At 72.0% G+C, this 21776-nt stretch carries 21 protein-coding genes and 1 pseudogene; 12 read left to right on the forward strand and 10 right to left on the reverse strand.

All coding sequences use genetic code 11. The annotated features are described in order from the left end of the window. Positions 1-570: 570 nt before the first annotated feature. Genes ACIRG6_RS07385 through ACIRG6_RS07400 form a run of 4 tightly spaced genes read left to right on the forward strand, consistent with a single transcriptional unit; the run spans position 571 to position 4261 of the window. Positions 571-1425 (forward strand): ABC transporter permease, encoded by an 855-nt coding sequence (locus ACIRG6_RS07385; RefSeq protein ID WP_364677968.1) that lies wholly within the window; start codon positions 571-573, stop codon positions 1423-1425. 56 nt (positions 1426-1481) lie between these two features. After that, positions 1482-2531, forward strand: a complete 1050-nt coding sequence (locus ACIRG6_RS07390) for a taurine ABC transporter substrate-binding protein (protein WP_364822826.1) — start codon at positions 1482-1484, stop codon at positions 2529-2531. After that, complete coding sequence (locus tag ACIRG6_RS07395) at positions 2518-3336, forward strand: ABC transporter ATP-binding protein (RefSeq protein ID WP_364822828.1); 819 nt, start codon at positions 2518-2520, stop codon at positions 3334-3336. The genes ACIRG6_RS07390 and ACIRG6_RS07395 overlap by 14 nt, the downstream gene beginning before the upstream one ends. Before the next feature lie 40 nt (positions 3337-3376). Beyond that, complete coding sequence (locus ACIRG6_RS07400) at positions 3377-4261, forward strand: TauD/TfdA dioxygenase family protein (RefSeq protein ID WP_364677973.1); 885 nt, start codon at positions 3377-3379, stop codon at positions 4259-4261. Positions 4262-4448: 187 nt separating this feature from the next. Here the strand turns inward: ACIRG6_RS07400 and ACIRG6_RS07405 are convergent, their stop codons facing one another. Further along, positions 4449-6281, reverse strand: a complete 1833-nt coding sequence (locus ACIRG6_RS07405) for a cholesterol oxidase substrate-binding domain-containing protein (RefSeq protein ID WP_364677975.1) — start codon at positions 6279-6281, stop codon at positions 4449-4451. A gap of 197 nt (positions 6282-6478) precedes the next feature. Here ACIRG6_RS07405 and lepB point away from each other — a divergent pair. Further along, positions 6479-7080, forward strand: a pseudogene (gene lepB, locus ACIRG6_RS07410) (signal peptidase I). Here the strand turns inward: lepB and ACIRG6_RS07415 are convergent. Beyond that, positions 7070-8041: an SDR family NAD(P)-dependent oxidoreductase gene (locus tag ACIRG6_RS07415; RefSeq protein ID WP_403321410.1), complete on the reverse strand. Its 972-nt coding sequence runs from the start codon at positions 8039-8041 to the stop codon at positions 7070-7072. The pseudogene lepB and the gene ACIRG6_RS07415 overlap by 11 nt on opposite strands. A gap of 55 nt (positions 8042-8096) precedes the next feature. Here ACIRG6_RS07415 and ACIRG6_RS07420 point away from each other — a divergent pair, with 55 nt between their 5' ends. After that, positions 8097-8519: a MerR family transcriptional regulator gene (locus ACIRG6_RS07420; protein ID WP_364677978.1), complete on the forward strand. Its 423-nt coding sequence runs from the start codon at positions 8097-8099 to the stop codon at positions 8517-8519. A gap of 21 nt (positions 8520-8540) precedes the next feature. Here ACIRG6_RS07420 and ACIRG6_RS07425 read toward each other — a convergent pair whose 3' ends face one another. After that, entirely contained in the window at positions 8541-9026 is a 486-nt protein-coding gene (locus tag ACIRG6_RS07425) for a hypothetical protein (protein ID WP_364677980.1), read from the reverse strand. Between the two features lie 334 nt (positions 9027-9360). Here ACIRG6_RS07425 and ACIRG6_RS07430 point away from each other — a divergent pair, with 334 nt between their 5' ends. Both ACIRG6_RS07430 and ACIRG6_RS07435 read left to right on the forward strand, forming a co-directional pair. After that, positions 9361-9927 (forward strand): hypothetical protein, encoded by a 567-nt coding sequence (locus ACIRG6_RS07430; protein ID WP_364677981.1) that lies wholly within the window; start codon positions 9361-9363, stop codon positions 9925-9927. A gap of 243 nt (positions 9928-10170) precedes the next feature. Beyond that, positions 10171-10329 (forward strand): hypothetical protein, encoded by a 159-nt coding sequence (locus ACIRG6_RS07435; protein WP_403321413.1) that lies wholly within the window; start codon positions 10171-10173, stop codon positions 10327-10329. A 250-nt stretch (positions 10330-10579) separates the two neighbouring features. Here ACIRG6_RS07435 and ACIRG6_RS07440 read toward each other — a convergent pair whose 3' ends face one another. The 3 genes from ACIRG6_RS07440 to ACIRG6_RS07450 all read right to left on the reverse strand — a co-directional run bounded on the left by ACIRG6_RS07440 (position 10580) and on the right by ACIRG6_RS07450 (position 12943). Beyond that, on the reverse strand, positions 10580-11827 hold the full coding sequence (locus ACIRG6_RS07440; RefSeq protein ID WP_403321415.1) for a glycosyltransferase: 1248 nt from the start codon (positions 11825-11827) through the stop codon (positions 10580-10582). Between the two features lie 148 nt (positions 11828-11975). After that, positions 11976-12296 (reverse strand): DMT family transporter, encoded by a 321-nt coding sequence (locus ACIRG6_RS07445; RefSeq protein WP_225630892.1) that lies wholly within the window; start codon positions 12294-12296, stop codon positions 11976-11978. Further along, positions 12293-12943, reverse strand: coding sequence for an FMN-dependent NADH-azoreductase (locus tag ACIRG6_RS07450; RefSeq protein WP_350716142.1), 651 nt, complete (start codon positions 12941-12943; stop codon positions 12293-12295). Before ACIRG6_RS07450 ends, ACIRG6_RS07445 begins: the two co-directional genes overlap by 4 nt. 110 nt (positions 12944-13053) lie before the next feature. On the opposite strand from ACIRG6_RS07450, the gene ACIRG6_RS07455 reads away from it, so the two are divergent. After that, complete coding sequence (locus tag ACIRG6_RS07455; protein ID WP_403321417.1) at positions 13054-13605, forward strand: TetR/AcrR family transcriptional regulator; 552 nt, start codon at positions 13054-13056, stop codon at positions 13603-13605. Positions 13606-13757: 152 nt separating this feature from the next. Then, on the forward strand, positions 13758-14789 hold the full coding sequence (locus tag ACIRG6_RS07460) for an LLM class flavin-dependent oxidoreductase (RefSeq protein WP_364825834.1): 1032 nt from the start codon (positions 13758-13760) through the stop codon (positions 14787-14789). Between the two features lie 58 nt (positions 14790-14847). Here the strand turns inward: ACIRG6_RS07460 and ACIRG6_RS07465 are convergent, their stop codons facing one another. The 3 genes from ACIRG6_RS07465 to ACIRG6_RS07475 form a co-directional block, all read right to left on the reverse strand. Continuing rightward, complete coding sequence (locus tag ACIRG6_RS07465) at positions 14848-15753, reverse strand: arginase family protein (protein WP_403321420.1); 906 nt, start codon at positions 15751-15753, stop codon at positions 14848-14850. 69 nt (positions 15754-15822) lie between these two features. Continuing rightward, positions 15823-16596, reverse strand: coding sequence for an SOS response-associated peptidase (locus tag ACIRG6_RS07470; protein ID WP_403321423.1), 774 nt, complete (start codon positions 16594-16596; stop codon positions 15823-15825). 231 nt (positions 16597-16827) lie between these two features. Next, the gene (locus ACIRG6_RS07475) at positions 16828-17487 is read right to left on the reverse strand and encodes a YoaK family protein (RefSeq protein ID WP_403321425.1); all 660 of its coding nucleotides are present in this window, start codon (positions 17485-17487) and stop codon (positions 16828-16830) included. Positions 17488-17851: 364 nt separating this feature from the next. Here ACIRG6_RS07475 and ACIRG6_RS07480 point away from each other — a divergent pair, with 364 nt between their 5' ends. Both ACIRG6_RS07480 and ACIRG6_RS07485 read left to right on the forward strand, forming a co-directional pair. Then, positions 17852-19048, forward strand: a complete 1197-nt coding sequence (locus tag ACIRG6_RS07480; RefSeq protein WP_364825839.1) for a glycoside hydrolase family 64 protein — start codon at positions 17852-17854, stop codon at positions 19046-19048. A gap of 344 nt (positions 19049-19392) precedes the next feature. After that, positions 19393-20559, forward strand: coding sequence for an alanine--tRNA ligase-related protein (locus ACIRG6_RS07485; RefSeq protein WP_364825841.1), 1167 nt, complete (start codon positions 19393-19395; stop codon positions 20557-20559). Between the two features lie 31 nt (positions 20560-20590). Here the strand turns inward: ACIRG6_RS07485 and ACIRG6_RS07490 are convergent, their stop codons facing one another. Then, positions 20591-21730 (reverse strand): hypothetical protein, encoded by a 1140-nt coding sequence (locus ACIRG6_RS07490; RefSeq protein WP_364825844.1) that lies wholly within the window; start codon positions 21728-21730, stop codon positions 20591-20593. Positions 21731-21776: the final 46 nt, after the last annotated feature.

Below are 21776 nucleotides of genomic sequence, written 5' to 3' on the forward strand. Positions count from 1 at the left end.
GGCCTTGTTCCTTCGGACAGCGACTTCGCCACGGTCGGCGATGAGCACCTTGCGCACGAGACCCTCTCCCCATGTCGGCGACATACCGATCGTCGCTCATCCATCGTCCGTTCGGCGCGCTGAACGAAGCAAGGCCGGCCGTTGCAGGACTTGGACAAGTCCGCAAGGTTGGCTTCAGGGCACTTCAAAGACCGCAATACCCGTGCGAGAAGCGCGTGCGAGGAGTCCCAGGGGGTCGCTCCCACCGGCGTCGCGCCTTCTTGTCCCACCATGCGGGACGTCTGTTGGTGCCGCGCCCGCGGCTGCTGTAGAAATAGCCCCATGAATCACGAGCCCTTGGTGCGACGCCTGGTCATCGACCTGTGCCGACGCCCGGCTTCGTGTTGTCGCTGAACCCGCGTCCCTGACGCTTCCCACCGGCCGGTGGTCTCGCCCGTGCCGGTGACGTACCGCCCCCGCGTTTCGTGACGGGGCTGTTCTCTCCACCCTGACCCGATCTCGTTCAGGGCTGTTCACCCACGTCGGCCCCTGCGCCAGCGGTGTGTTCCGACGCCCCTTGGAGGCCGCCCCATGCCCCCTGCCCCATCCCTGCGAGAAGCCCCTGCCGGCAAGGTGCCGGTACCGCGTCGTCCCCGCGCCCGGCCCTGGGTGACTCGTGTCGCCCTGCCGTTCGGTTCGTTCCTGCTGTTCCTCGTCCTGTGGCAGTTGCTGGCTGCCGGCGGTACGTGGAGCCGGACGCTGGTCCCGCCTCCTGCCGATGTGTGGGACGCCTTCCTCGAGGTGTCCACCACGCACGACGGCGTACGGGGCTACAACGGCACCTACCTCGTCGAGCACCTTGGCATCAGCCTGCGACGCATAGCGTTCGGGGCCGGTCTCGGCATCGCCACCGGAGTGGTGTTCGGGCTGCTCATGGGCACGGTCGGCTGGGTGCGCTCGCTCTTCGAGCCCTGGGTCACGTTCCTGCGCACCCTGCCTCCGCTGGCGTACTTCTCGCTCCTCATCATCTGGCTGGGTATCAACGAGGAGCCGAAGGTCACCCTGCTGGCCGTGGCCGCCTTCCCCCCGGTGGCGGTGTCCACCACCACGGCCGTGGCCGCCGTGCCGAGAGCCCTGGTCGAGGCGGCCCGCGCACTCGGAGCCTCCCGGTGGGACGTCGTCAAGGACGTCCTCGTCCCCTCCGCCCTTCCCGAGACGCTCACCGGCATCCGGCTGGCCGTCGGCGTCGCCTATTCCTCGCTCGTCGCCGCCGAGTTGGTCAACGGGCTGCCCGGCATCGGCGGCATGGTCAAGGACGCCGCCAATTACAACAACACCCCGGTCGTGCTCGTCGGCATCATCGCCATCGGCGTCTCGGGCCTGGTCATCGACGGCCTGCTGCTGCGGCTGGAACGCGCCGTCGTTCCCTGGCGCGGCCGCGTGTGACCGGACCGCCTCCTCACCTCCACTTCTTCGCCCCCTGCACAGAAACGGCTCCCGTGATGCCCCGTGTCCCCCAAGGCCCTTCCCGTCGGCTGCTGCTCGCCGGCGCCCTTGCCGTCGCCTCCGCGGCCGTCACCGGCTGCTCGTCGGACAGCGAGGACTCGGCCGGCGGCGCCAGGAGACTGCGCATCGGCTACTTCGCCTTTCCCAGCGGCGACCTGATCGTGAAGAACAGAAAGCTGCTGGAGAAGGCACTGCCCGGCTACAAGATCACATGGATCAAGTTCGACTCCGGGGCCAGCGTCAACCAGGCCTTCATCGGCAAGTCCCTCGACATAGCCGCCCTCGGGTCGAGCCCCTTCGCCCGGGGGGTGTCCGGAGCCTCGCCGATCCCGTACAAGGTCGCGTGGATCCTCGACGTGGCCGGGGAGAACGAGGCACTGGTCGCCCGCAAGGAAACCGGCGTCTCGGACGTCGCCGGCCTCAAGGGCAGGACCGTCGCCACACCCTTCGCCTCGACCTCGCACTACAGCCTGCTCGCGGCGCTGGAGACGGCCGGCCTGAAGACCTCGGACGTCAAACTCATCGACCTGCAGCCGCAGGCGATCCTCGCCGCATGGCAGCGGGGCGACATCGACGCCGCCTACGTCTGGCTGCCGACCCTGGACGAACTGCGCAAGACCGGTACCCAGCTCACCAGCAGCAAGGTGATCGGCACCGCGGGCAAGCCGACCCTGGACCTGGCCGTCGTGTCGGACGACCTGATCACCAGGGACCCGAAGGCGATCGACGCCTGGCGGAAGGTCCAGGCCGAGGCGCTGCGGCTGCTCACGTCCGACCCCGACGGATCCGTGAAGGCCGTCTCGGCCGAACTGGGCATCAGCGCGGCGGACGCCGAGGCGCAGCTCGCCCAGGGCGTGTTCCTCTCCCCGGAACAGGTGACCTCCGCCGACTGGCTGGGCACCGACGGCAGCCCGGGCAAGCTGCTGTCCTACGTCACCGACACCGCTGCGTTCCTGGCCGGTCAGAAGCAGATCGACGCCCCACCGTCCGCGGAGGCCGTCCGCAAGGCCTTCTACCTCGAAGGGCTGCCCGATGTCCTCAAGTGAGACCACGACGGCCGCCGAGAGCACCACGACCGCACTCGACGGCACCGTCCGGCTCGACCACGTCGTCCACCGGTACGGCCGGGGCGGCGAGGACGTCACCGCCGTGGGGCCCGTCGACCTGACCGTCCCCGCCGGCGAGTTCCTCGTCCTGGTGGGTCCCTCGGGGTGCGGCAAGAGCACGCTGCTGCGGCTGATCGCCGGATTCGAACGGCCGACCAGCGGCACCGTGCGGGTGTCCCGCGCCGAACCGCGGCCCGGTGCGGCGGCCGGCGTGGTGTTCCAGACGCCGCGGCTGTTTCCGTGGCGGACCGTCGGGGGCAACATCGATCTCGCCCTGCGGTACGCCGGCGTCGACCGTACCCGCCGGCCCGAGCGACGGGCGCGGTTGCTGGCCCGGGTCGGTCTGGACGGCACGGAGAACCGGCGCACCTGGGAGATCTCCGGCGGCCAGCAGCAGCGCGTCGCGATCGCCCGCGCTCTGGCCGCCGAGAACCCCCTCCTCCTGCTCGACGAGCCGTTCGCGGCGCTGGACGCGCTGACCCGGGAACGGCTCCAGGAGGACGTCCGCCGAGTGGCCACGCAGACCGGGCGGACCACGGTGTTCGTGACGCACTCGGCCGACGAGGCGGTGTTCCTCGGCTCACGCATCGTCGTGCTGACCAAGGGACCGGGGACCGTGGCCCTGGACCTGCCGATCGACCTGCCGCGAGGCGACGTCGACGCCGAGGAGCTGCGCGAGTCACGCGAGTTCGCCGAGCTGCGGACGCGGGTCTCCCACGCCGTGAAGGCCGCCGCGGCGGGCTGACCGCCGTATCCACGCCAGGAATCGAAGAAAGGACACACACGTGAGCATCCTCAGCGTCCGGCCCCAGGCCGACCAGTTGCTGATCACCCCGCTCGGCCCGAGCTTCGGCGCCGAGATCCGCGGCATCGACCTCGGCAGCCTCGACGACGACCGGGTCCTCGCGCTCCGCGAAGCACTCGTACGGCACAAAGTACTGTTCGTCCGCGGCCAGGACGGCCTCGACGATGCCGCGCAGATCGAGTTCGGCAGGCGTCTGGGCGAGGTCACCGTCGGCCACCCGGTCCACGACTCCGGCGACGTGGCACCGGAGGTGTACAGCCTGGACAGTCAGGACAACGGGTTCGCCGACGTGTGGCACACGGACGTGACGTTCGTGCGCCGGCCACCCGCGATCTCCGTGCTCCGGGCCGTGGTGCTGCCGCCCTCCGGCGGTGACACCAACTGGGCCGACAGCCAGCTCGCCTACGAGTCGCTGTCACCGGGTCTGCGGGCGTACGTCGACACGCTGACCGCCGTCCACGACGGCAGCCGCGAGTTCGGCTACTACCTGGCCCAGCGCCGGCAGGGCCGGGGAAACCTGTGGGAGGGCGAGGTGTTCAGCGAACTGGTGCCGGTCGAGCACCCGGTGGTACGGGTGCACCCCGAGAGCGGGCGCAAGGGTCTGTTCGTGAACCCCGGCTTCACCTCGCACATCGTCGGCGTCTCCGAGCACGAGAGCCGGGGCATCCTCGACATCCTCTACGCCCACCTCACCAAGCCGGAGCACGTCGTACGCCACCGCTGGCAGCCGGGTGACGTCGCCTTGTGGGACAACCGCAGCACCGCCCACTACGCCAACCGCGACTACGGCGACCAGCACCGCGTCATGCACCGCATCACCCTGCGCGGGGACACCCCTGTCGGCCCCGCCACCACTGCCCGCTGACCCGCCCCGCGGCCCGGCGTGCGTCCCCGCGCGCCGGGCCGTGCAGCACCCGGACGGTGGCAGCGCGGCAGGACCGGGACCGGCTCGCTTGCATGCTCTGCCGGTCGTCACACCGGTGGCTGAGCCGGGGTGAACCTGCGAGGTACCGCGGAAGGGTGACCGCGCAGAGAGCCCGCCGCCCGCCCGCTCAGCGCAGCAGCGCGTCGAGGAACGGGCTGGAGACCACGTGATGGGGGTCGAGACGGTTCAGGGTGGCGACCGCCTCGTCCCAGCCCCGGCCGCCCCCGGCGCGCAGGGCGGCGGGGACGGCGCGGGTGAGGACGTCCGGGTCGGACCACGCGGCGGTGTCGGTGTAGGCCCAGCCCTTGGACCACTCCACACGGACCGTCGCCCGGTCCCCGTCCATGGTCAGGAGGAACTGCTCGATGTCCCGGTAGAAGCGGTGCAGGGCGGGTGTGGTCGGCAGGGAGAGGATGTCGATCCACACGGCGGTGTCGACGTCCGGCCGGTCCGGGCGCGGCCGCAGGGCGGACAGCAGCGGTGGCCGGGCGCCGGCGACGCCGCACACCGACGGGTCCTCCAGGCCGGTCACCCGGATCTCCACCTGCCCGTTGACCGGGTACTCGCCGCGTGCCGCGTACTGGGCGAGCAGCGTGCGGTAGAAGTCGGCGAACTGGCTGACCACCCACTGCAGATCGGCACGGCGGGTGAGGACGGCGTAGCCGTTCGCCGTCTCGCGCAGCGTGGTGGGCCGCACGTACTCCAGCAGGTTGCGGGAGGCTCCCCACAGGTCCGAACGCAGCCCGCCCGCCAGCAGGTGCGTGAGCACGTCGCCGGTGAGCACGTCCCGCACGAGGGTTCCCGAGAGCAGGACGTCGGTGATGTCGCCGGTCAACGCGACCTTGGCCAGCAGGTACTGGACCTGCCCGAAGAGCGGGGCGCTCGCCCAGGCTCCCGAGACCAGGGTTCCGGCGAGCCGGGCCACCGGTTCGGGAAGCGAGTCGGAGAACGGGTAGTTGTACGGCCCGTCGACCGCACGGGCGGCGAACGGCCGGTCGGGGGCGACGCTCCAGACCTTGAGCCAGGGCTTGTCCGTGAACGCGAACCAGATCGCCTCCGCCCGGCCCGTCCTGTCCACGAAGCCGGCCAGGGTCCGCGTGCCGGCCGGGGCACCGGGTGCGGCGAACAGTTCGGTGGCGGGGATGTCCAGGATGGACCGGCAGCGCAGGTTGTGGTCGGTGCCCACCCTCAGCACGGCCTCGGTGACGAGCGAACGGCCGAGGTGGGTGAGGAGCGCGTCGCAGTCGGGCTCGGCCCGGCCGACCGTCCTCAGGACGTACCCGCCGGCGTCGGCGTCCCAGACGACCGCGGTCAGCTCGGTGACCAGATTGCTCAGCGAGCCGTAGCCGTGGCCGGGCGACGGGTTCTCGCCGGTGGCGGGGACGGCCGTACCGTGCGCGCCGATGGCCAGCGCGCCGCCGACCGACAGTTCCCCGGGTGCCGGCGCGGAGACCACCCCGTAGCCGTGCGCGCCGGCGAACGCGAGGAGTCTCTCCAGCAGGGCCCCGGCCTGGACCCGGACCAGGGCCGACCCGTCGGCGTCCTGCCGCTCGATCGACATCCCGGTGAGGTGGGCGGTGGTGTCCACCAGGACGACCCTGGCCGCGGCGGGCGTGCCGTCGGCCACCGTGAGCGGAGCCCAGCCGTGCCGCCTTCCCTGGGCGCGCACCGTCCAGCCGGCACCGTAGGCCCAGTTCACGACGTCGAGCACGTCCTGCGGGGTGCGCGGGGCGCACGTCCACACCTGGTCGGCGCGGATCTCGCCGGCCCAGTTCTCGTAGACGCGCTGGTAGATGTCGAGCCCGGCCGGGAAGCCGGGCGGCGACGGCGCGTCGGCGTAGGCGCTGCCCGGCCGGGCCATCCCGCGCAGCAGCCAGACCGCGCCGCTCGCGGCGGCTGACGACGCGAGCAATCTGCGTCGCGACAGCCCGCCGCCCTGAACCGAAGAGTCGTCCGTCATCCCCGAGTACCTCCTCCAGCTCCGTCCCGCGGGGAACCGGCCCTGCCGGGCCGACCGAGCACGCACGCTAACCAGTGGTCAGGAACTCGGGTAGTCATATGGTCGTTCGATCTACGCGATCGAGTGAAAGTCTTGCGAATCGCCCCCTCTGGAGCCCTCATCCCGTCCCAGCCTGGGGCGGGATGAGGGGGGCGTTCATGCAGCAGCGGACAGCGGGCAGCCGGCAGAGAGCCGCGGCCTGGGTACTGGTGCCACTCGGGCTGGTCCTGGCACTGGGAAGCATCGGGTACTTCTTCACGAACCACCAAGGCGTCACCGTCATGAGTCAGGCGATGGAGCCCACGTACCGCCAGGGCGAGCGGCTGGTCGTCGAGCACATCGACACGGACGAGATCCGCAGAGGTGATGTCGTACTCGCCCGCGTGCCCGGCCGCTATCAGGGCGCACCGGTCCTGCAGCGGGTCATCGGGCTGGGGGCGACCACGTGGTGTCCGACGGGAACCGGATCACGGTGAACGGAAAGCCGATCGACGAACCGTATGTGCCGCGCGGCGACGTGAACCCGGCAGCCGATCCGTACGACGTGCGGGTGCCGGACGGGCGGTTGTTCCTGCTGGGCGACCACCGGGGGAACTCCAACGTCCCGGGGTCGGTCTGGGGATCAGGGGACACACGGCCGGGCGCAATGCCCGGCGGCCGCTCGCGGCTGTGCCGCCGTGGCCCGTGGCGTAGAAGAACGCACACGGCTCGCGTCCGCCGAGGGCGGTCCCCGTACCGCGGAGCGGGGTTCATCGGGTGATCGGCGTGGCGCCGGTTGCGGCGAGAGACAGGTCCCAGAGCCGGGTGGCCTCGTCGGGGTCGACGGCGTACGCGCGGACGCCGCCGTCGTCCATGGGCCGGTCGGGGCCGGAGACGCGGGCGATGTCGCAGTCTTCCAGGTAGAGCCCGCCGCGGTTGTCGAGGAGCGGCGACGTGGCGGCCCACAGGCCGGTGGCGGCGCCCTGGGAGGGAGTCTTGAAGCCGGCGCCGATCACGTTGCCGTGCGCGTCCACCCACCCGCGGTCGATCTGCTCCTGGGGCGTCATCTCCCGCTGAAGACCGGTGATGATCTTGCCGGGGTGGAGGGAGAACGCCCGGACACCGTCATGGCGTCCGAGAGCGTCGAGGTGTACGGCGAACAGGGCGTTGGCGGTCTTGGCCTGACCGTAGGCCAGCCACTTGTCGTAGCCGGTGCGGAAGTGCGGGTCGTGCCGGCGGATGCCGGTCAGCGTGTGTCCGGCCGAGCTGTTGACGACGACGCGCGCGCCGTCCGCGGCGGCCAGGAGCGGGTAGAGCTCGCAGACGAGGGTGAAGTGCCCGAAGTGGTTGGTGGTGAGCTGGCCTTCCCAGCCGGGCCCGACGCGCCGCTCCGGGGTGGCCATGACTCCGGCGACGGCCATCAGGAGGTCGAGCCGGTCGAGACGGTCGTTGATGTGCGCCGCGGCGGAACGGACGCTGTCGAGGTCGGCCAGGTCCATGGGGATGACCTCGCAGCCCGGCACCTCCTGGAGCGCGGTACGGGCGACATGGGGACGACGGGCGGGAACGACGACCCGGGCGCCGGCAGCCGTCAGTGACCGGGTGGTCTCCAGACCTAGCCCGGAGTAGCCCCCGGTCACCACAGCGGTCCTGCCGGAAAGGTCGCGGCCGGCCACGATGTCCTCGGCGGTGGTGGCGGCGGAGAAGGGCGAGCCGAGCGGCTGCTGTTCAGAAACTGTCATGCCGCTGACGCTACGATCTGGAGCGAGGTCTAGATCAAGCGCGGGAGTGAGCGGCATGACGACCACCGGGGCTGCCGCGCAGTCACTGAGTATCGGCGAGGTCGCCGAGCGGACCGGACTGAGCGTGCACGCCCTGCGCTTCTACGAGCGCGAGGGCCTGCTCGTCGGGCCGGTCCGGCGCACGTCGGGCGGCAGGCGGCGCTACACCTCCTTCGATGTCGACTGGCTGCTGATCTGCGTCAAGCTCCGCGAATCCGGTATGCCGCTCGCCGACCTCAAGGACTTCGCCGAACTGGTACGCCGAGGACCGGGCAACGAGGCAGAACGGCTGCGCCTGCTCGACGCCCATCGGCGGCGCGTCGACGCACAGATTCAGGCGCTGGAGGAGTGCCGGTCCGTCATCGCCTGGAAGGTCGGCGTCTACGCCGAGCACCTCGCCCGTGGCGAAGCCGGCGGGCTGTGGGACCCGACCGCGTGAGGCAGGATCAGTGACGGGGAGTCAGCCGCACCTGATCTCGCCGGTGCTGAGGCGGTAGGTCACGCCGCCCCGGACCAGCGAGCCGCTCAGGTGGATGCACTGACCGGTCGCGTCGAACCAGGTGTAGAGCGGCCCGGCGTAGTAGTGGTAGTTCTGCGGGTGCTCCGGAGGCGGGTCGGCGGCGTAGTCGCCGCTCTCGTCGTGGATGTACAGCGTGATGTTCGATGCCAGGCCGTCGTAGGGGCTGGACCAGAACTTTGCGCAGTTGCGCTTGGTCGAGGCGTTCCAGTAGGTGCGCGCGTAGCCACCCCCATTGCGCCCTGAGGGGCTCTTGGCCCAGTACGTCTTGCCGTCCCAGCTGCCACTGCACTCGGCGGCCGCGGGGGCGGCGGCCTGCGCCCTGGCTGCCTCGGCCGGCGCCGCCTGCGCGGTGGGCGCGGCCACCGAACCGAGCAGCAGCGCCATGACACCGAGGCCCAGCAGCTGTGTTCTCCGTAGACGCTTCATCCGCAACTCCTGTGGTGAGATGTCGCCGATCCGGCACATGCCGGGTTGCACACGAAATGCTTCGCTTGCCGTGGGGCCGGCACCCGGCTTTTCACGAAATCTCCGCCGGATCACGTCGCAGGCCCGTGCCAGTGCGACAGCGGGCGGGTCTCAGGGCGGACGGATGTCCGGTGGTCGAACCCGGACACGTCCGTCGAGCCGTCCGGCCGGGCACTCCTCAGCCGCCGGGGCTCGTCTGGGCTAACCGCGATAGCGGTGCGGGCAGGTCACGGCGAGGGTGGGAAGGGCTCGGCGTTCCGCCGGCCGTGACTCTCTGGGCGAAGGAGCATTCTCAATGTCCGGACGCAACACCGTCATCCGCAGCCTGCACGATGTGGGCCTGGCGGCATGGTTCGGGGGCTCCCTGATGGGCGCGATCGGCCTGAACGGGGCGGCAGAGAACGAGGGCCCCACAGTCGCCGCCCGAGCGCGGATCGCCTCGGTGGGGTGGGCGAAGTGGGTTCCGGTCAATGCCGCGGCGATCGGCGCGCACCTGTTCGGCGGGGGCGGACTGCTCGTCGCCAACGCCCACCGGGTCACCTCCCAGAAGGGCGTGGCCGCCTCCACCACGGCCAAGACGGCCGTCACCGCGGCAGCTCTGGCCGCGACCGCCTACGCCCGTGTCCTCGGCAAGAAGCTGGAGCTGGCCTCCTCCCCCGCCGTCGAGGACAGCGAAAAGGCCGCGCGCCACCCCATCGACTTCGACAAGGCCCGGCGTCACCTCGCCTTCGCGCAATGGACCGTCCCGGCTCTGACCGGATGCCTGGTCGTGCTCAACGCCCTCCATGGCGAGCAGCAGCGTCCCTGGGCACAACTGCACGGAATGTGGGAGCACGCCCGCTCCGTCACACGACTCTCGTGATCGTCCTCGTCCACGGCACACGGACGCGCAAGCCTTCGCTGAGGAGAACCGAGGACCGGCGCCGTCGGTGATGCCGTCCGCCTGCACCGTGGGTATGAGGCGTCGCGGTCCTGCCACGCCCGTTGCAGAACCCCGTACACCCTCTGGTTGACGACTCCCACGTCTCGGACTCCTAGGCTCGGCTGGCCGGATGTGACGTCATGGTCTGCTCGCCATCACGCCGGCGGAAACGGGGGATCGCTCGTGGACCTGGTTCTGATCATGGTGTGGATCGGTCTGCCGTTCGTCGGCTTCCTCGGCATCGTCGTGCTGGTGGGCGTGTTGCTGTGGAAGTCCGGCGGCGGCGACGGTGGGCGCGGCCCGGGCGGCGGCTTCACCGGCGGTGGCTCGGCGGGCTTGTGACCCGCTGCCCGCACGCACTGCCCCGCGGGCCCCGCAGCAGGCCTCCGGCTCGGCCACCAGCGCAAGAGCTCCTCAGGCGTTCCTGCCCCGAGGTGGTGACGACGAGTGGCCCGGGCGGCCTTCAGGATCCGCAGCCTCTGAGTCGCCTCACGGCGTCGTCGCGGGCGGTCGCAGAACCTCCCACCGACAGACGCGTTGTCCTGGGCCGAGCACGGGGAGAACGCCGGCGAGAACGGCCCTGATACCCGGGTCACCGGCAAAGACGGGTCAGCGCGGTCAGTACGGGAGCCGCTCCGTCCTCGGTGGCGAGGCGGGCGGCGATGCGAGCGGAACGAGCCCGGAAGGAGGGGTCGTCGACGGCGTGGCGCAGTGCGTCGGCCAGGAGGCTCGCGGTCAGCCGCCGGTGCGGGACATATGCGGGCGCGCTTCCCATGGCGACGAGCCGGGTGGCCCAGAAGTACTGGTCGAGTTGGCCGGGCACGGGTACCGCCGGCACTCCCGCCCGCAGGCCGGCTGCCGTGGTGCCCGCACCGGCGTGGTGAACCACGGCGGCCGAGCGAGGGAGGATCCAGTCGTGCGGCACCTCGGAGACGGTGAGAATGTCGTCGCCCTCGACGTGCAGCCCGCTCCAGCCCGATTGCACGATGCCCCGCAGATCCGCTGTCCGCAGGGCCTCGGCGACCAGCGCACTCAGTGCTGTCGCGTCCGTACCGGCGAAGCTGCCGAAGCTGATGAAGACCGGTGCGGGGCCCGCGCGCAGGAAGTTGACGATCCGGCTGTCGGGACGCCACCCGGTGGGCCTCGGCGGCCACCAGTAACCGCATACTCGCAGGTCTGCGGGCCAGTCAGGCGGTGGCGGCACCACCGCGGGACTGAAGCCGTGGTAGATCACCCTGCTGCGCGGGGCACGTCCGGTGGCGCCTCGGTGCCGTCGCGGCAGGTCCAGCTGCCGGCGCAGCCGGGTCACCGCGGGTGCGAAGGCATGACTGGTGAGCGAGCGCAGCGCGTGGGCGGCGAGCAGGTTGCCCTGCGGCCCGAGCGAGCGGCAGCCGCTCAGGGCGAGAGGTGCGAACGCCCCGGTGGGTGCCGTCGGCTGAAGGTACGCACCCAGACAGGGCACGCGCAGGGCCTCGGCGACGGGCCCGCACAGGGGGTCCGCGAGGGACGAGGCCAGCAGGACGTCCGCGCCCTGACGCGCCGCCTCCAGCATCCCGTCCGTCAGGCGGGGCAGGAACGACCGGAAGTGGCGCAGCGCCCTGCCCAGCTTCAACGGTGCGGTCGCCGCGCGGGCGAGTCGCCTGCCGTCGGGTGACCGCATCTCCTGCCAGGGATCGGCCGGGAGGGGACGGTGGTGCAGCCCCTGTGTCACGACAGCTTGGGCGAAGCGCTGGTGGGTGGCCAGGGCCACCTCGTGACCGGCCGCCTTCAGCCGTAGCCCCAGCCCGAGGTAGGGAGCCACATCGCCCCAGGTCCCCACCGTGACAATCAGTACGCGCATGGAACGGAGTATGACCACGCAACGGGCGTTGCCGGTGGTGCCACGTCGACACATGCTCCCAGGAGGGCACCCCGTGGCCAGGCGCGTGCCCTGGGTTCCGGACGGGCCGCTCCGGACGGGCGGGCCGGCCGGAGCGGCGACACGGGCCTCACTCCGCCGATGTGGCCCGCGCGAGGGCCACGCCCGCGATGATGAGGGTCAGGGCGGCGATGCGGCCGACACCGACCGGGTCCTTGTGGACGACGATGCCCAGCACGATCGCGCCCACCGCGCCGATCCCCGTGAACACCGCGTAGGCCGTGCCCACCGGCAGGTCCCGCATCGCCAGGGACAGCAAGTAGACCGCCAGGGCGGCGAGAAGGAAGCAGACCAGGGTCGGCACCGGCCGGGTGAAGCCCATGGTGGGCTTGATGCTCTGCGACCAGGCCACCTCCACACCGCCGGCGGCCAGGAGCAGGAGCCAGCTCACAGCTCTCCCCCGAGCCTGTGGGCGGCGGCGAGGGCGGCGGTGCGGGACTCGTCGTGCTGGACGCGCCGGCCGGCCAGGGCCGGATCGACACGGGAGTTGACCAGCTCGGTTCCGACGAAGGTGACGTCCTCGACGGCGTAGTGCCCGAGGAAGAAGTCCCGCAGATAACGCTCCTGGTGGTCGTAGGGGTGGCGCGGCGTGCCGGGGCCGTAGGCACCGCCGCGGGCCTGGGCGACGACGAAGCGCCGCGGGGCCAGGTTCATCTTCGGGAAGGTCACCTGGTCGATCCATGCCTTGAGGGACGCGGGTATCGAGAAGTTGTACATGGGCGCGGCGATCAGGACGACGTCCGCGGCGAGGAGTTCGGACAGCAGGGGTTCGATCACGGCCCAGGCCCCGGACTGGGCCGGGGTGCGCACGGCCTCCCGGTAGCGGTGGGGGTCGGTGATCCCGTGCTCCAGCACGTGGTCGCACAGCTCGGTCCACGCCTGGTCGATGAAGGGGACGGGGTCGAGCGCGAGGTCGCGGTGGACGTAGGTGCCGTCCGGGTGCGCCTCCCGCCAGGCGCCGGCGACGGTGTCGCCGAGTTCGCGGCTGAAGGAGGTGCGGCGGGCGCTGGCGTCGAGGTGGAGCAGGGTCGTGCGCATGGGGGTGCCTCCCGGGCAGATAAGTGGACGAGGCGTCCATTTATAGCATCCGAAGGCGTTCAACCGGACGCTGTGTCCACTTATTCCGTGGACGGCTTAGAGTGGGTTCCGTGACCAAGGAACGTGCCGACGCCGCCCGGAACCGGCAGAAGGTGCTCGCCGCCGCAGCCGAGCTGTTCGCCGGGAAGGACCCGCGGGGCGTCACCATGGAGGACGTCGCCCGAGCCGCCGGCGTCGGTCGCGGGACGCTGTACCGGCGCTACCCGGACGTCGCCTCCATCGCCACCGCGCTGCTGGACGAACACGAGAAGGCCCTCCAGCACGAGTTGCTCCAGGGCGCCGCGCCGCTGGGCCCCGGGGCGCCGCCCCGCGAGCGGCTGGCCGCCTTCTTCACCGCCATGATCGAGCTGCTCGACCGGCACGCCCATCTGGCACTCGCCGCCGAGACCGGCGCCGGACGGTACGCCACTGGCGCCTACGGCTTCTGGCGCGCTCACGTCCTGGTGCTCCTGCGCCAGGCAGGCGCGGCCGACCCCGACGCCATGGCGGACATCCTGCTGGCCCCTCTGGCCCCCGACGTCTTCACGCACCAGCGCCGGCAGGGCATTTCGACGGCCCGGATGACGGCCGCCCTCACCGACCTCGCCCGCGCCGTCGCCTGACCTCGCCTTCTCGTCGCGGGTGTGTCGTTCTCGTGAACACCCGGGCCAAAGGCGTTCCCCAGGGCCCGCCCCGCGGGGAAGAGGGAGCACGATCCGTCTGTTGAGAGGTCGCAGGCCCGTTGCGGGCGCCGGTCGCGGGGAGTCGGGTGGAGATGAGTGGCAGGGTGCTGAAGAGACTCGGGTTCCTCACGATCGGACTGTTCGACGAGGACGATCCGGGACGCGGGCACGAGGACACGCTGCGCATGCTGGAGCTGGGCGAACGGCTCGGTTACGACAGCGCGTGGGTGCGTCACCGCCACCTCCAGTACGGCATCGCCTCACCGGTGGCGGTGCTCGCGGCCGCCACCCAGCGCACCAGCCGCATCGAACTGGGAACCGCCGTCACACCGTTGGGGTGGGAGAACCCCCTGCGCCTCGCCGAGGACTGGGCGACCGTGGACATCCTGTCCGGAGGACGCCTCAATCCCGGCGTGAGCACCGGACCGCCGACGCACTACGAGCAGGTGAGGGGCGCGCTGTACCCGGACACCGCCGACGCCGAGGAGTTCGGCTACGCACGGGTGCGGCGCCTGCTCGACCACGTCGCGGGTGACCCGGTCACGGACTTCCGCGGCACGGAGGGCATCGAGACCTACTCCGACCGCGTACAGCCCCACTCCCCCGGCCTGCGGCGGCGGATGTGGTACGGGGGCGGCAGCCTGCGCTCGGCCCGCTGGGCCGGGGAAAACGCGATGAACCTCCTCACCAGCAGTGTGGTCAAGGCCGAGGGCCCCGAAGAGGACGCCGGGGCCGAGGACTTCGCCACGATCCAGCTCTCCCACATCCGGGCCTTCCGAGCGGCGCACCCCGACGGGGAGGCCGCGCGGGTCTCCCAGGGGCTCGTGGTGGTCCCCACCGACTCCGCCGACGCCGCGCAGCGCGCCAGGTACGAGGAGTACGCCGCGCGGCGGCTGCCCCGCACCAGGCGCCCGCAGGGCCCGGCCCGCCTGCTGTTCGCCCCGGACCTCGTGGGCCCCTCCGAGTGGATCGCGGAGCGTCTGCGGGCCCACGCGGCGTTCCGGGAGGTGGAGGAGGTGGCCTTCGCGCTGCCGTTCACCTTCGGCCCGGAGGACTACGAGCAGATCCTGACCGACATCGCCGGCCGTCTCGGTCCCGCGCTGGGCTGGAAACCAACCGTCTGACGGCCACGGTGCCGGCCGTGCGGCGGAGCCGACCCCGGCCGTGTCCGGGCCACGCGTCTCAGTCGGTGGTGAAGGCGGCGACCACCAGGTCGGTCAGGAGGGTGCCGGCACTGCCGTCGGGGTCGAGGTCGGGGTCGTAGATGGTGATGTTGATCCCCACGCAGTGCGGGGACCGGACGAGCGGGCGCAGCAAGGCGGTGAGTTCGCCGGGCAGCAGGCCGCCCGGGTCGGGGCTGTCGACGGCGGGCATGACCGACGGGTCGAGGACGTCGGCGTCCAGGTGGACCCAGAAGCCGTCGAGGGCTTCCACGGCGAGGTCGGCGGCTGTTGCGGCGCCGAGGTCGGCCGGGTCGGTGCGGCGCAGGCCGGAGACGGTGGTGACGGGGACGCCGAGCCGGAGCAGTTCGGCGACGTCCGCGTCGTCCACGAACGCGTCCCGGGTGCCGAAGAGCCGGACGTCCTCGTCCCTGAGGTAGGGCCGGAGCCCTTCGAGGTCGGTGAGGTCGTCCTGCCCGCGTCCGGTCGCGAGGGCGAGTTCCTCGCCGCCGGCCGCGCCGATCCGGTCGGAGGTGCCCGGATGGCGAAAGTCCGGAGAGGCGTCGATCGAGGCGAGCCCGTACCGGCCGAGGCGGCGCAGGGCCAGCGCGGCGCCGAGTTGGATGGAGCAGTCCCCGCCGAGGACCACGGTGAAGCGCCCGGCGGACACCTGCGCCTCGATGCGGTCGGCGAGGGTGCGCGTGTAGGCGGCTATCGCCCCCGCGTTGAAGACGCCGTCGCCCTCCTGCCAGTCGCCCCGGTCGTAGCGGGGCGGCACGACGACGCCCCCTTCGAGGGCGCCGAGTCTGCTGACGATGCCGTTGTCCCGCAGTGCGCCGGCCAGCTTGTAGCAGCCGGGGACGGTGCCGGGTCCCGGAGGACGCAGGCCGAGGTTGGAGGGGGCGTCCATGACCACGATGTTCCGCATGGGGCCATCCTCGCCGCCGGGTGAGTGTCCTTCAATGGATCGCTGGTCTTCACCGGGCGCGACCCCCGTTCACGGGGCGGGATCCGACCCGGGAGCTGCCGGGGCGGTGACTGCCTCGACGAGCTGCGGGCCGTCGTTGCGGACATTGTTGACGGCCGGGGAGACGGGGCGGGCGTCGAGACGTCCGCCGGCGGGCTGTTCGAGGAGGTCGCGCAGCGCGCCGGTCTCCTGGCGGGCGGGGTCGAGCCAGGCGTCGGAGTGGTCCTCGGCAACGGCCAGGGGCATGCGGGGGTGGACGCGTCCGGCGGCGTCGGTGGCCTCGGTGGTGATGATGGTGCAGGTCATCAGCCAGGCCGAAGGGTCGTCGTCGTGCCCGGTGTCCGGGTCGCGCCAGTACTCGTACAGCCCGGCCAGGGCCATCACCCGGTCGTCCTCGGAGTGGATGAAGTAGGGCTGCTTGCGGGTCTTCCCCGTCCCCGGGTCCTCGATCCGCTGCCACTCGTAGAAGCCGTCGGCGGGCAGGAGGCAGCGGCGCCGGGCGAACGCGGTGCGGAACGCCGGCTTCTCGTGGACGGTCTCCACCCGGGCGTTGATCAGCCGGGCGCCGATCTTCGTGTCACCGGCCCAGGACGGCACCAGACCCCAGCGCAGCGTCCGCAGCTGCCGTGTCGCCGATGCGCCGGCGGACGCCTCTCGCGGGGCGCGTTCGAGAACGGCCCACACCTCGTCGGTCGGCGCGACGTTCCAGCTCGGCGCCAGGGGGTCGCCGAAGTCCCGATCGGTGATCCGGAAACGCCGGGCGAGGTCTTCGGGGCTGCGGGTGGATACGTACCGGCCACACATGGAGCCACTGTCGCACCCTCCGCGCCTCCCGCGACCGCACGGACCGACGTGTCGGAGGCCGGGTGTTCGCCCCGTCCCCGCCGGCGCACGGCTTTCGCGGGGTCCGCAGACGATGAGCCGGCCGGGCGGGATCCGGGGCGCGGCGCAAGGTCCGGCCCACGGGAGACGGCACCGGCGGACCGGCCCTGCTCGCGCGGCTCCCCCAGGGCCGGCCACTCGGCAGCACCCCCGTCAGACGGGCGCCGCCGGGTCTGTCCGAGGCGCCGTGTGCCAGGTCAGCCACGCTGCCGTCACCAGCAGGGCGGGGAGTGTCGCGGCGGTGCCCGGCAGCCACCGACCCAGCAGTGCGAACGCGGCGGCGCCGCAGATCAGCATCCCCACCGTCATCAGGGCCCTCCGTTGCAGACGCCGCCGGGTCACCGCCTCGGCGACGGCCTGCGTCAGCATGCCGGTCAGATAGGCGGTCGCCACATGGGCGCCCAGGGTGACGCGCACGCCGGCGTTCTGGCAGCCCATCGCCGCCGAGGCGACGCCCAGCATGACGGTGCGCGCGGCCCCGCCGGGGTGGCCGCCCGCCGCCGTCCACCACGCGGCGACCGTCCAGAGCAGGACGGCTTCGAGGAGCAGGAAGTCGGCCGCCGGGAGCCGCGCGGAGCTCTGGGCACGGGCCGCGGTCCAGCTGCCGCCCGCCGCGCCCAGCACATAACCGAGCACAGCCAGACCGGCCAGCGCGCCGAGGTCCAGTCGACCGTCCCCCAGTCCGATGCCGATCAGCGCCGAGTTGGCGGTCACGACGCTGGTGAAGACCCCGCCGAGAAAGAGGAAACCCCACGCGTTGACCGCGCCCGCGGAGAACGCCAGGAGCCGCGTGACCCACACCTCGGTCCGCACGCCGCCTCGCTGCCGCGCACCGGCCGGTGCATGTCGGCGACGCCTTCCTTCCGTGACCCTCTCCTCACCTGACCTCGCCGAACGCCAGCCGAACACCGGAACACCGGGCGCCGGCTCGCGGGCCCGGCCACCTCCACCGCCGGACCGGGGCGGCTCCCGTCCGTGCCCGGCGCCACGCTAGCCGAGCAAGCACGCGATCCCCCGCCGACGCGGCGCTCCCGGCACGCGTCCGGGCAACGCCCACCGTCGGCCGTACCGCGAGCACGATCCCCAACCGTTGACATGCACGCGGCGCGACGGCACGCTGAGAGCGCTCTCACACACTGGTACGGACCATCCCCCCACACCCGCACGGAGGTGGAGAGTGCTGTCATCCCTCAAGCACGGACTTCTCGCCGTGGCCGGCGCCATCGGCCTGACCGGCGCCCTGCTCACGGCCGGCCCCGCACCATCCGCGAGCGCCGCGGTGCCCGACACCATCCCCCTGACGATCACCAACGACTCCGGCCGCGGTGACGCCGTCTACGTCTACACCCTCGGCACGTCCCTGACGTCGGGCCGGCAGGGCTGGGCGGACGCCGCAGGCACCTTCCACGCCTGGCCCGCCGGCGGCAATCCGCCGACTCCCGCCCCTGACGCGTCCATCCCCGGACCGGCCGCCGGGCAGACCAAGACCATCCGCATCCCCAAACTGTCGGGACGCATCTACTTCTCCTACGGCCGCAAGCTCGACTTCCGGCTGACCACGGGCGGCCTGGTGCAGCCGGCCGTGCAGAACCCGAGCGACCCGAACCGCGACATCCTGTTCAACTGGTCCGAGTACACACTCAACGACTCCGGTCTGTGGCTCAACAGCACACAGGTCGACATGTTCTCGGCGCCGTACTCCGTCGGGGTGCAGCGCTCCGACGGCGGCGTGATCACCACCGGCAGGCTCAAGCCGGGTGGCTACCGCGGGGTGTTCGACGCGCTGCGCGCACAGCCCGGCTGGTCGAGCCTGATCCAGACGCGCTCCGACGGCACCGTCCTGCGGGCGCTGTCGCCGCTGTACGGCCTGGAGACCGGGGCGCTGCCCGCCTCCGTCCTGAACGACTACATCGACCGCGTCTGGCGGAAGTACACGACGGACACGCTGACGGTCAGCCCGTTCGCCGACCAGCCGGGCACCAGGTACTTCGGGCGCGTCTCGGGCGGCATCATGAACTTCACGAACAGCGCCGGGGCGGTCGTGACGAGCTTCCAGAAGCCCGACGCGTCCAGCGTCTTCGGCTGCCACCGGCTCCTGGACGCTCCCAACGACGCGGTGCGCGGCCCGATCTCGCGGACGCTGTGCGCCGGGTTCAACCGCTCGACGCTGCTGAGCAACCCGAACCAGCCGGACACTTCGGCGGCCGGCTTCTACCGGGACTCGGTGACCAATCACTACGCGCGGATCATCCACGAGCGGACCACCGACGGGAAGGCGTACGCGTTCGCCTTCGACGACGTGGGCAACCACGAGTCCCTGGTGCACGACGGCAGTCCCGCGCAGGCGCGACTGACCCTCGCCCCGCTCGACTGACCACCGCGCCAGACCGACCCCCGGGTGGACGGCCCGTGCTCTCGCGACAGGGCACGGGCCGTGGCATGCGGCGTGCACACTTCCGGGGCCCCGCGGGAAATTAAGGTGCCGGAAGGGGCCGGGGGCCGTACCCTCCTCGGTATGAACGTCACCGGCCGAAGCATCTTCGCGACCGCGCGAGCGACCAGCTCGCCGGTTGCCGCCGCCTGACCTTCTCCCCTCCCCACCGGCGACCGGAAACGGCCCGTCGGTGGTCACGTGGCGTTCCGCCGCCCTCGTCTCGGTACGACGACCCCCGGTCCCGTTCTCCGGTGCCTTCCCGCAGCCACGCGAAGGAGTCACCCATGGACACCGAGCAGATCGTCCGCACGTTCGTCGAGTACTACGAGGACCGGGATCACCGCCGGATCGGCGGCTCGACGCTGCTGCCTCCACCCGGTGACCCGGTGCTGTTCACCACCTCGGGCATGCATCCGCTCACCCCGTACCTGGAGGGCCGTCCCCATCCGCTGGGCCGGCGGCTGGTCAACGTGCAGCGCTGTCTGCGCACCACGGACCTGGAGGAGGTCGGCGACAGCACGCACCTGACGGTCTTCGAGATGCTCGGCACCTGGTCACTGGGCGACTACGAAGGCACGCGGAGCCTCGACTGGGGCCACCGGCTGCTCACCGAGGGCTTCGGCGTCGACCCCGGACTGCTGCACGCCACCGTGTTCGGCGGTGACGAACGGGTCGGCCCGGACACCGCCTCCCTGGAGCTGTGGCAGGAGCGCGGCGTCCCGGTGGAACTCACGGTGGAGGACAACTGGTGGTCCAACGGGCCCGTCGGCCCGTGCGGACCCGACTCGGAGGTCTTCCTGTGGACCGGTGACACCCCGCCCCGCTCGACCCCCACCCGCGATCCCCGCTGGGTGGAGGTGTGGAACCACGTCATGATGCGCCACCGCCGGCTCGACGACGGCCGTCTCGTGCCGCTCCCCCAGCGCAACGTCGACACCGGGCTCGGCCTGGAGCGGCTGGCCTCGCTGCTGCAGGGCACGTCATCGGTGTTCGACTGCGACGTGTTCGCCCCCTGGCGGCGTCTGGTGCCCGGCCTGTGGTCGCTGGACGAGCCGTCGTTCCGCCTGGTCTGCGACCATCTGCGGTCGGCCGTCGTGGTCATCGGCGACGGGGTCCGCCCGGCCGCCACCGGGCAGGGCTATGTGCTGCGGCGCCTGGTGCGGCGGGTGCTCACCGTGCTGTGGCGGGACGATCCGTCGCGCCGGCTGGAGGACCTGCCGGACGAGCTGGTCCCGCACACCCTGGACCACTTCCGGCAGACGGAGGACCCCGCCGTCGTACGCCGGCTGCTGGTCGAGGAGGAGCGGCGGTTCGCCCGGCTCCTGGAGCGCGGCCGGCAGGTCCTCGCCCGTCCCCGCTTCCGGGGCCCGCTGGACGACGAGGACTTCCATTACCTCCACGACACCCACGGCCTGCCGCGGGACCTGGTGATCAGCCTGCGGCAGGGGTGACGGAGTCGGCGGCCCCGTGGGACTCCTCGGTTCACCGGGCCGCTCCGTTGCTGGTGCGCAGGTCCGCGACCGGCGGGACCGACCAGCGGGTGCGGTCGGGAATGCGGGTGTTGGCGCGGGAGGCGGCGAAGGGGGCGTCGATGAGGGCCACGGCGGCAAGGAGGCCGAGCCAGGCGCTCGCCGCGCCGGAGACCATGTCCAGGAGGAGCGGGATCAGGGCCGCCACCGCCACCGCGAGGCGCAGATACATGCGGCCGTGGACAGCCGCCCGGAAGGCGGGACGGGGACGGAGCGTGCGGGCCGCCAGACCGGGCACGGTGGGGCGCAGGTTCGCCGGATCGGTGAGGTAGCGGTCGGTGAAGTCGATCGCCGCGTAGCCCCAGATCATCTCGCCGGTCTCCGAGACGACGGCCACGGGGTACGCCGGAGGGCCCTGCCGGCGAGCCACCGCGAGGACCTGCTCCCAGCGTTCCGGCCACATGATCCAGACGTGCCCGCCCTTGAACTTGGCCCCGAAGTGGGAGACTTCGCCGACGGTGCTCTGACCGAAGAGTCCCGGGAGCAGGCCCTGGACGCCGTACCACTTGCCGTGCTCGTCGCGGACCTTCAGCATCCGGACGATCTCCGGCGTCGGGTCGATGAGCTTGGGGTTGTCCTCCTCCACGATCCGCGCCCATTCGGCGCCCGCCGACTCGAAGCGGACGGCGAAGACCCGGCCGGACTTCGCGTCCTGAGCGAGGAGCCGGTGGCGCTCGGGCAGCGTGCGGGCCAGCAGTTTCCACAGCACCGGGACGAAGAGCAGGACCCAGACGACCAGCGGGAAGGCCCCGAGGACCAGGAGGCCGTCGTTCACTTCGCCGTCGGCGGCGAAACGGTATGCGGCGAACGGCGCGACCGCCGCGAGCAGCATGCCCGCGACCGTGTACCAGTCCACCGGGTTCCGGGGCAGTACGGACGGCAGGCCGTTCCACTGCGGCGGGCCGGGGGCGGGTACGGGCTCCCCGCGGGTCGCGACGGCCCACCCTCCGGCGCACACCGCACCGGCGGCGAGCGCGGCCAGCACGTCCCAACGGGTTCCGTCGGCGCGGTCGTACACCAGGCAGAGGGCGACGGCGACGGCGGCGCAGCCGAACGCGGCGGCGCGCAGGGCTTCGGTGGCGGTACGGCTCACAGGGCGGATCTCCCGGTCGGTCCGGCGGGGACGGTAACGGCGAACG

This window comes from Streptomyces flaveolus (assembly GCF_044765825.1).
Lineage (GTDB): Bacteria > Actinomycetota > Actinomycetes > Streptomycetales > Streptomycetaceae > Streptomyces > Streptomyces flaveolus.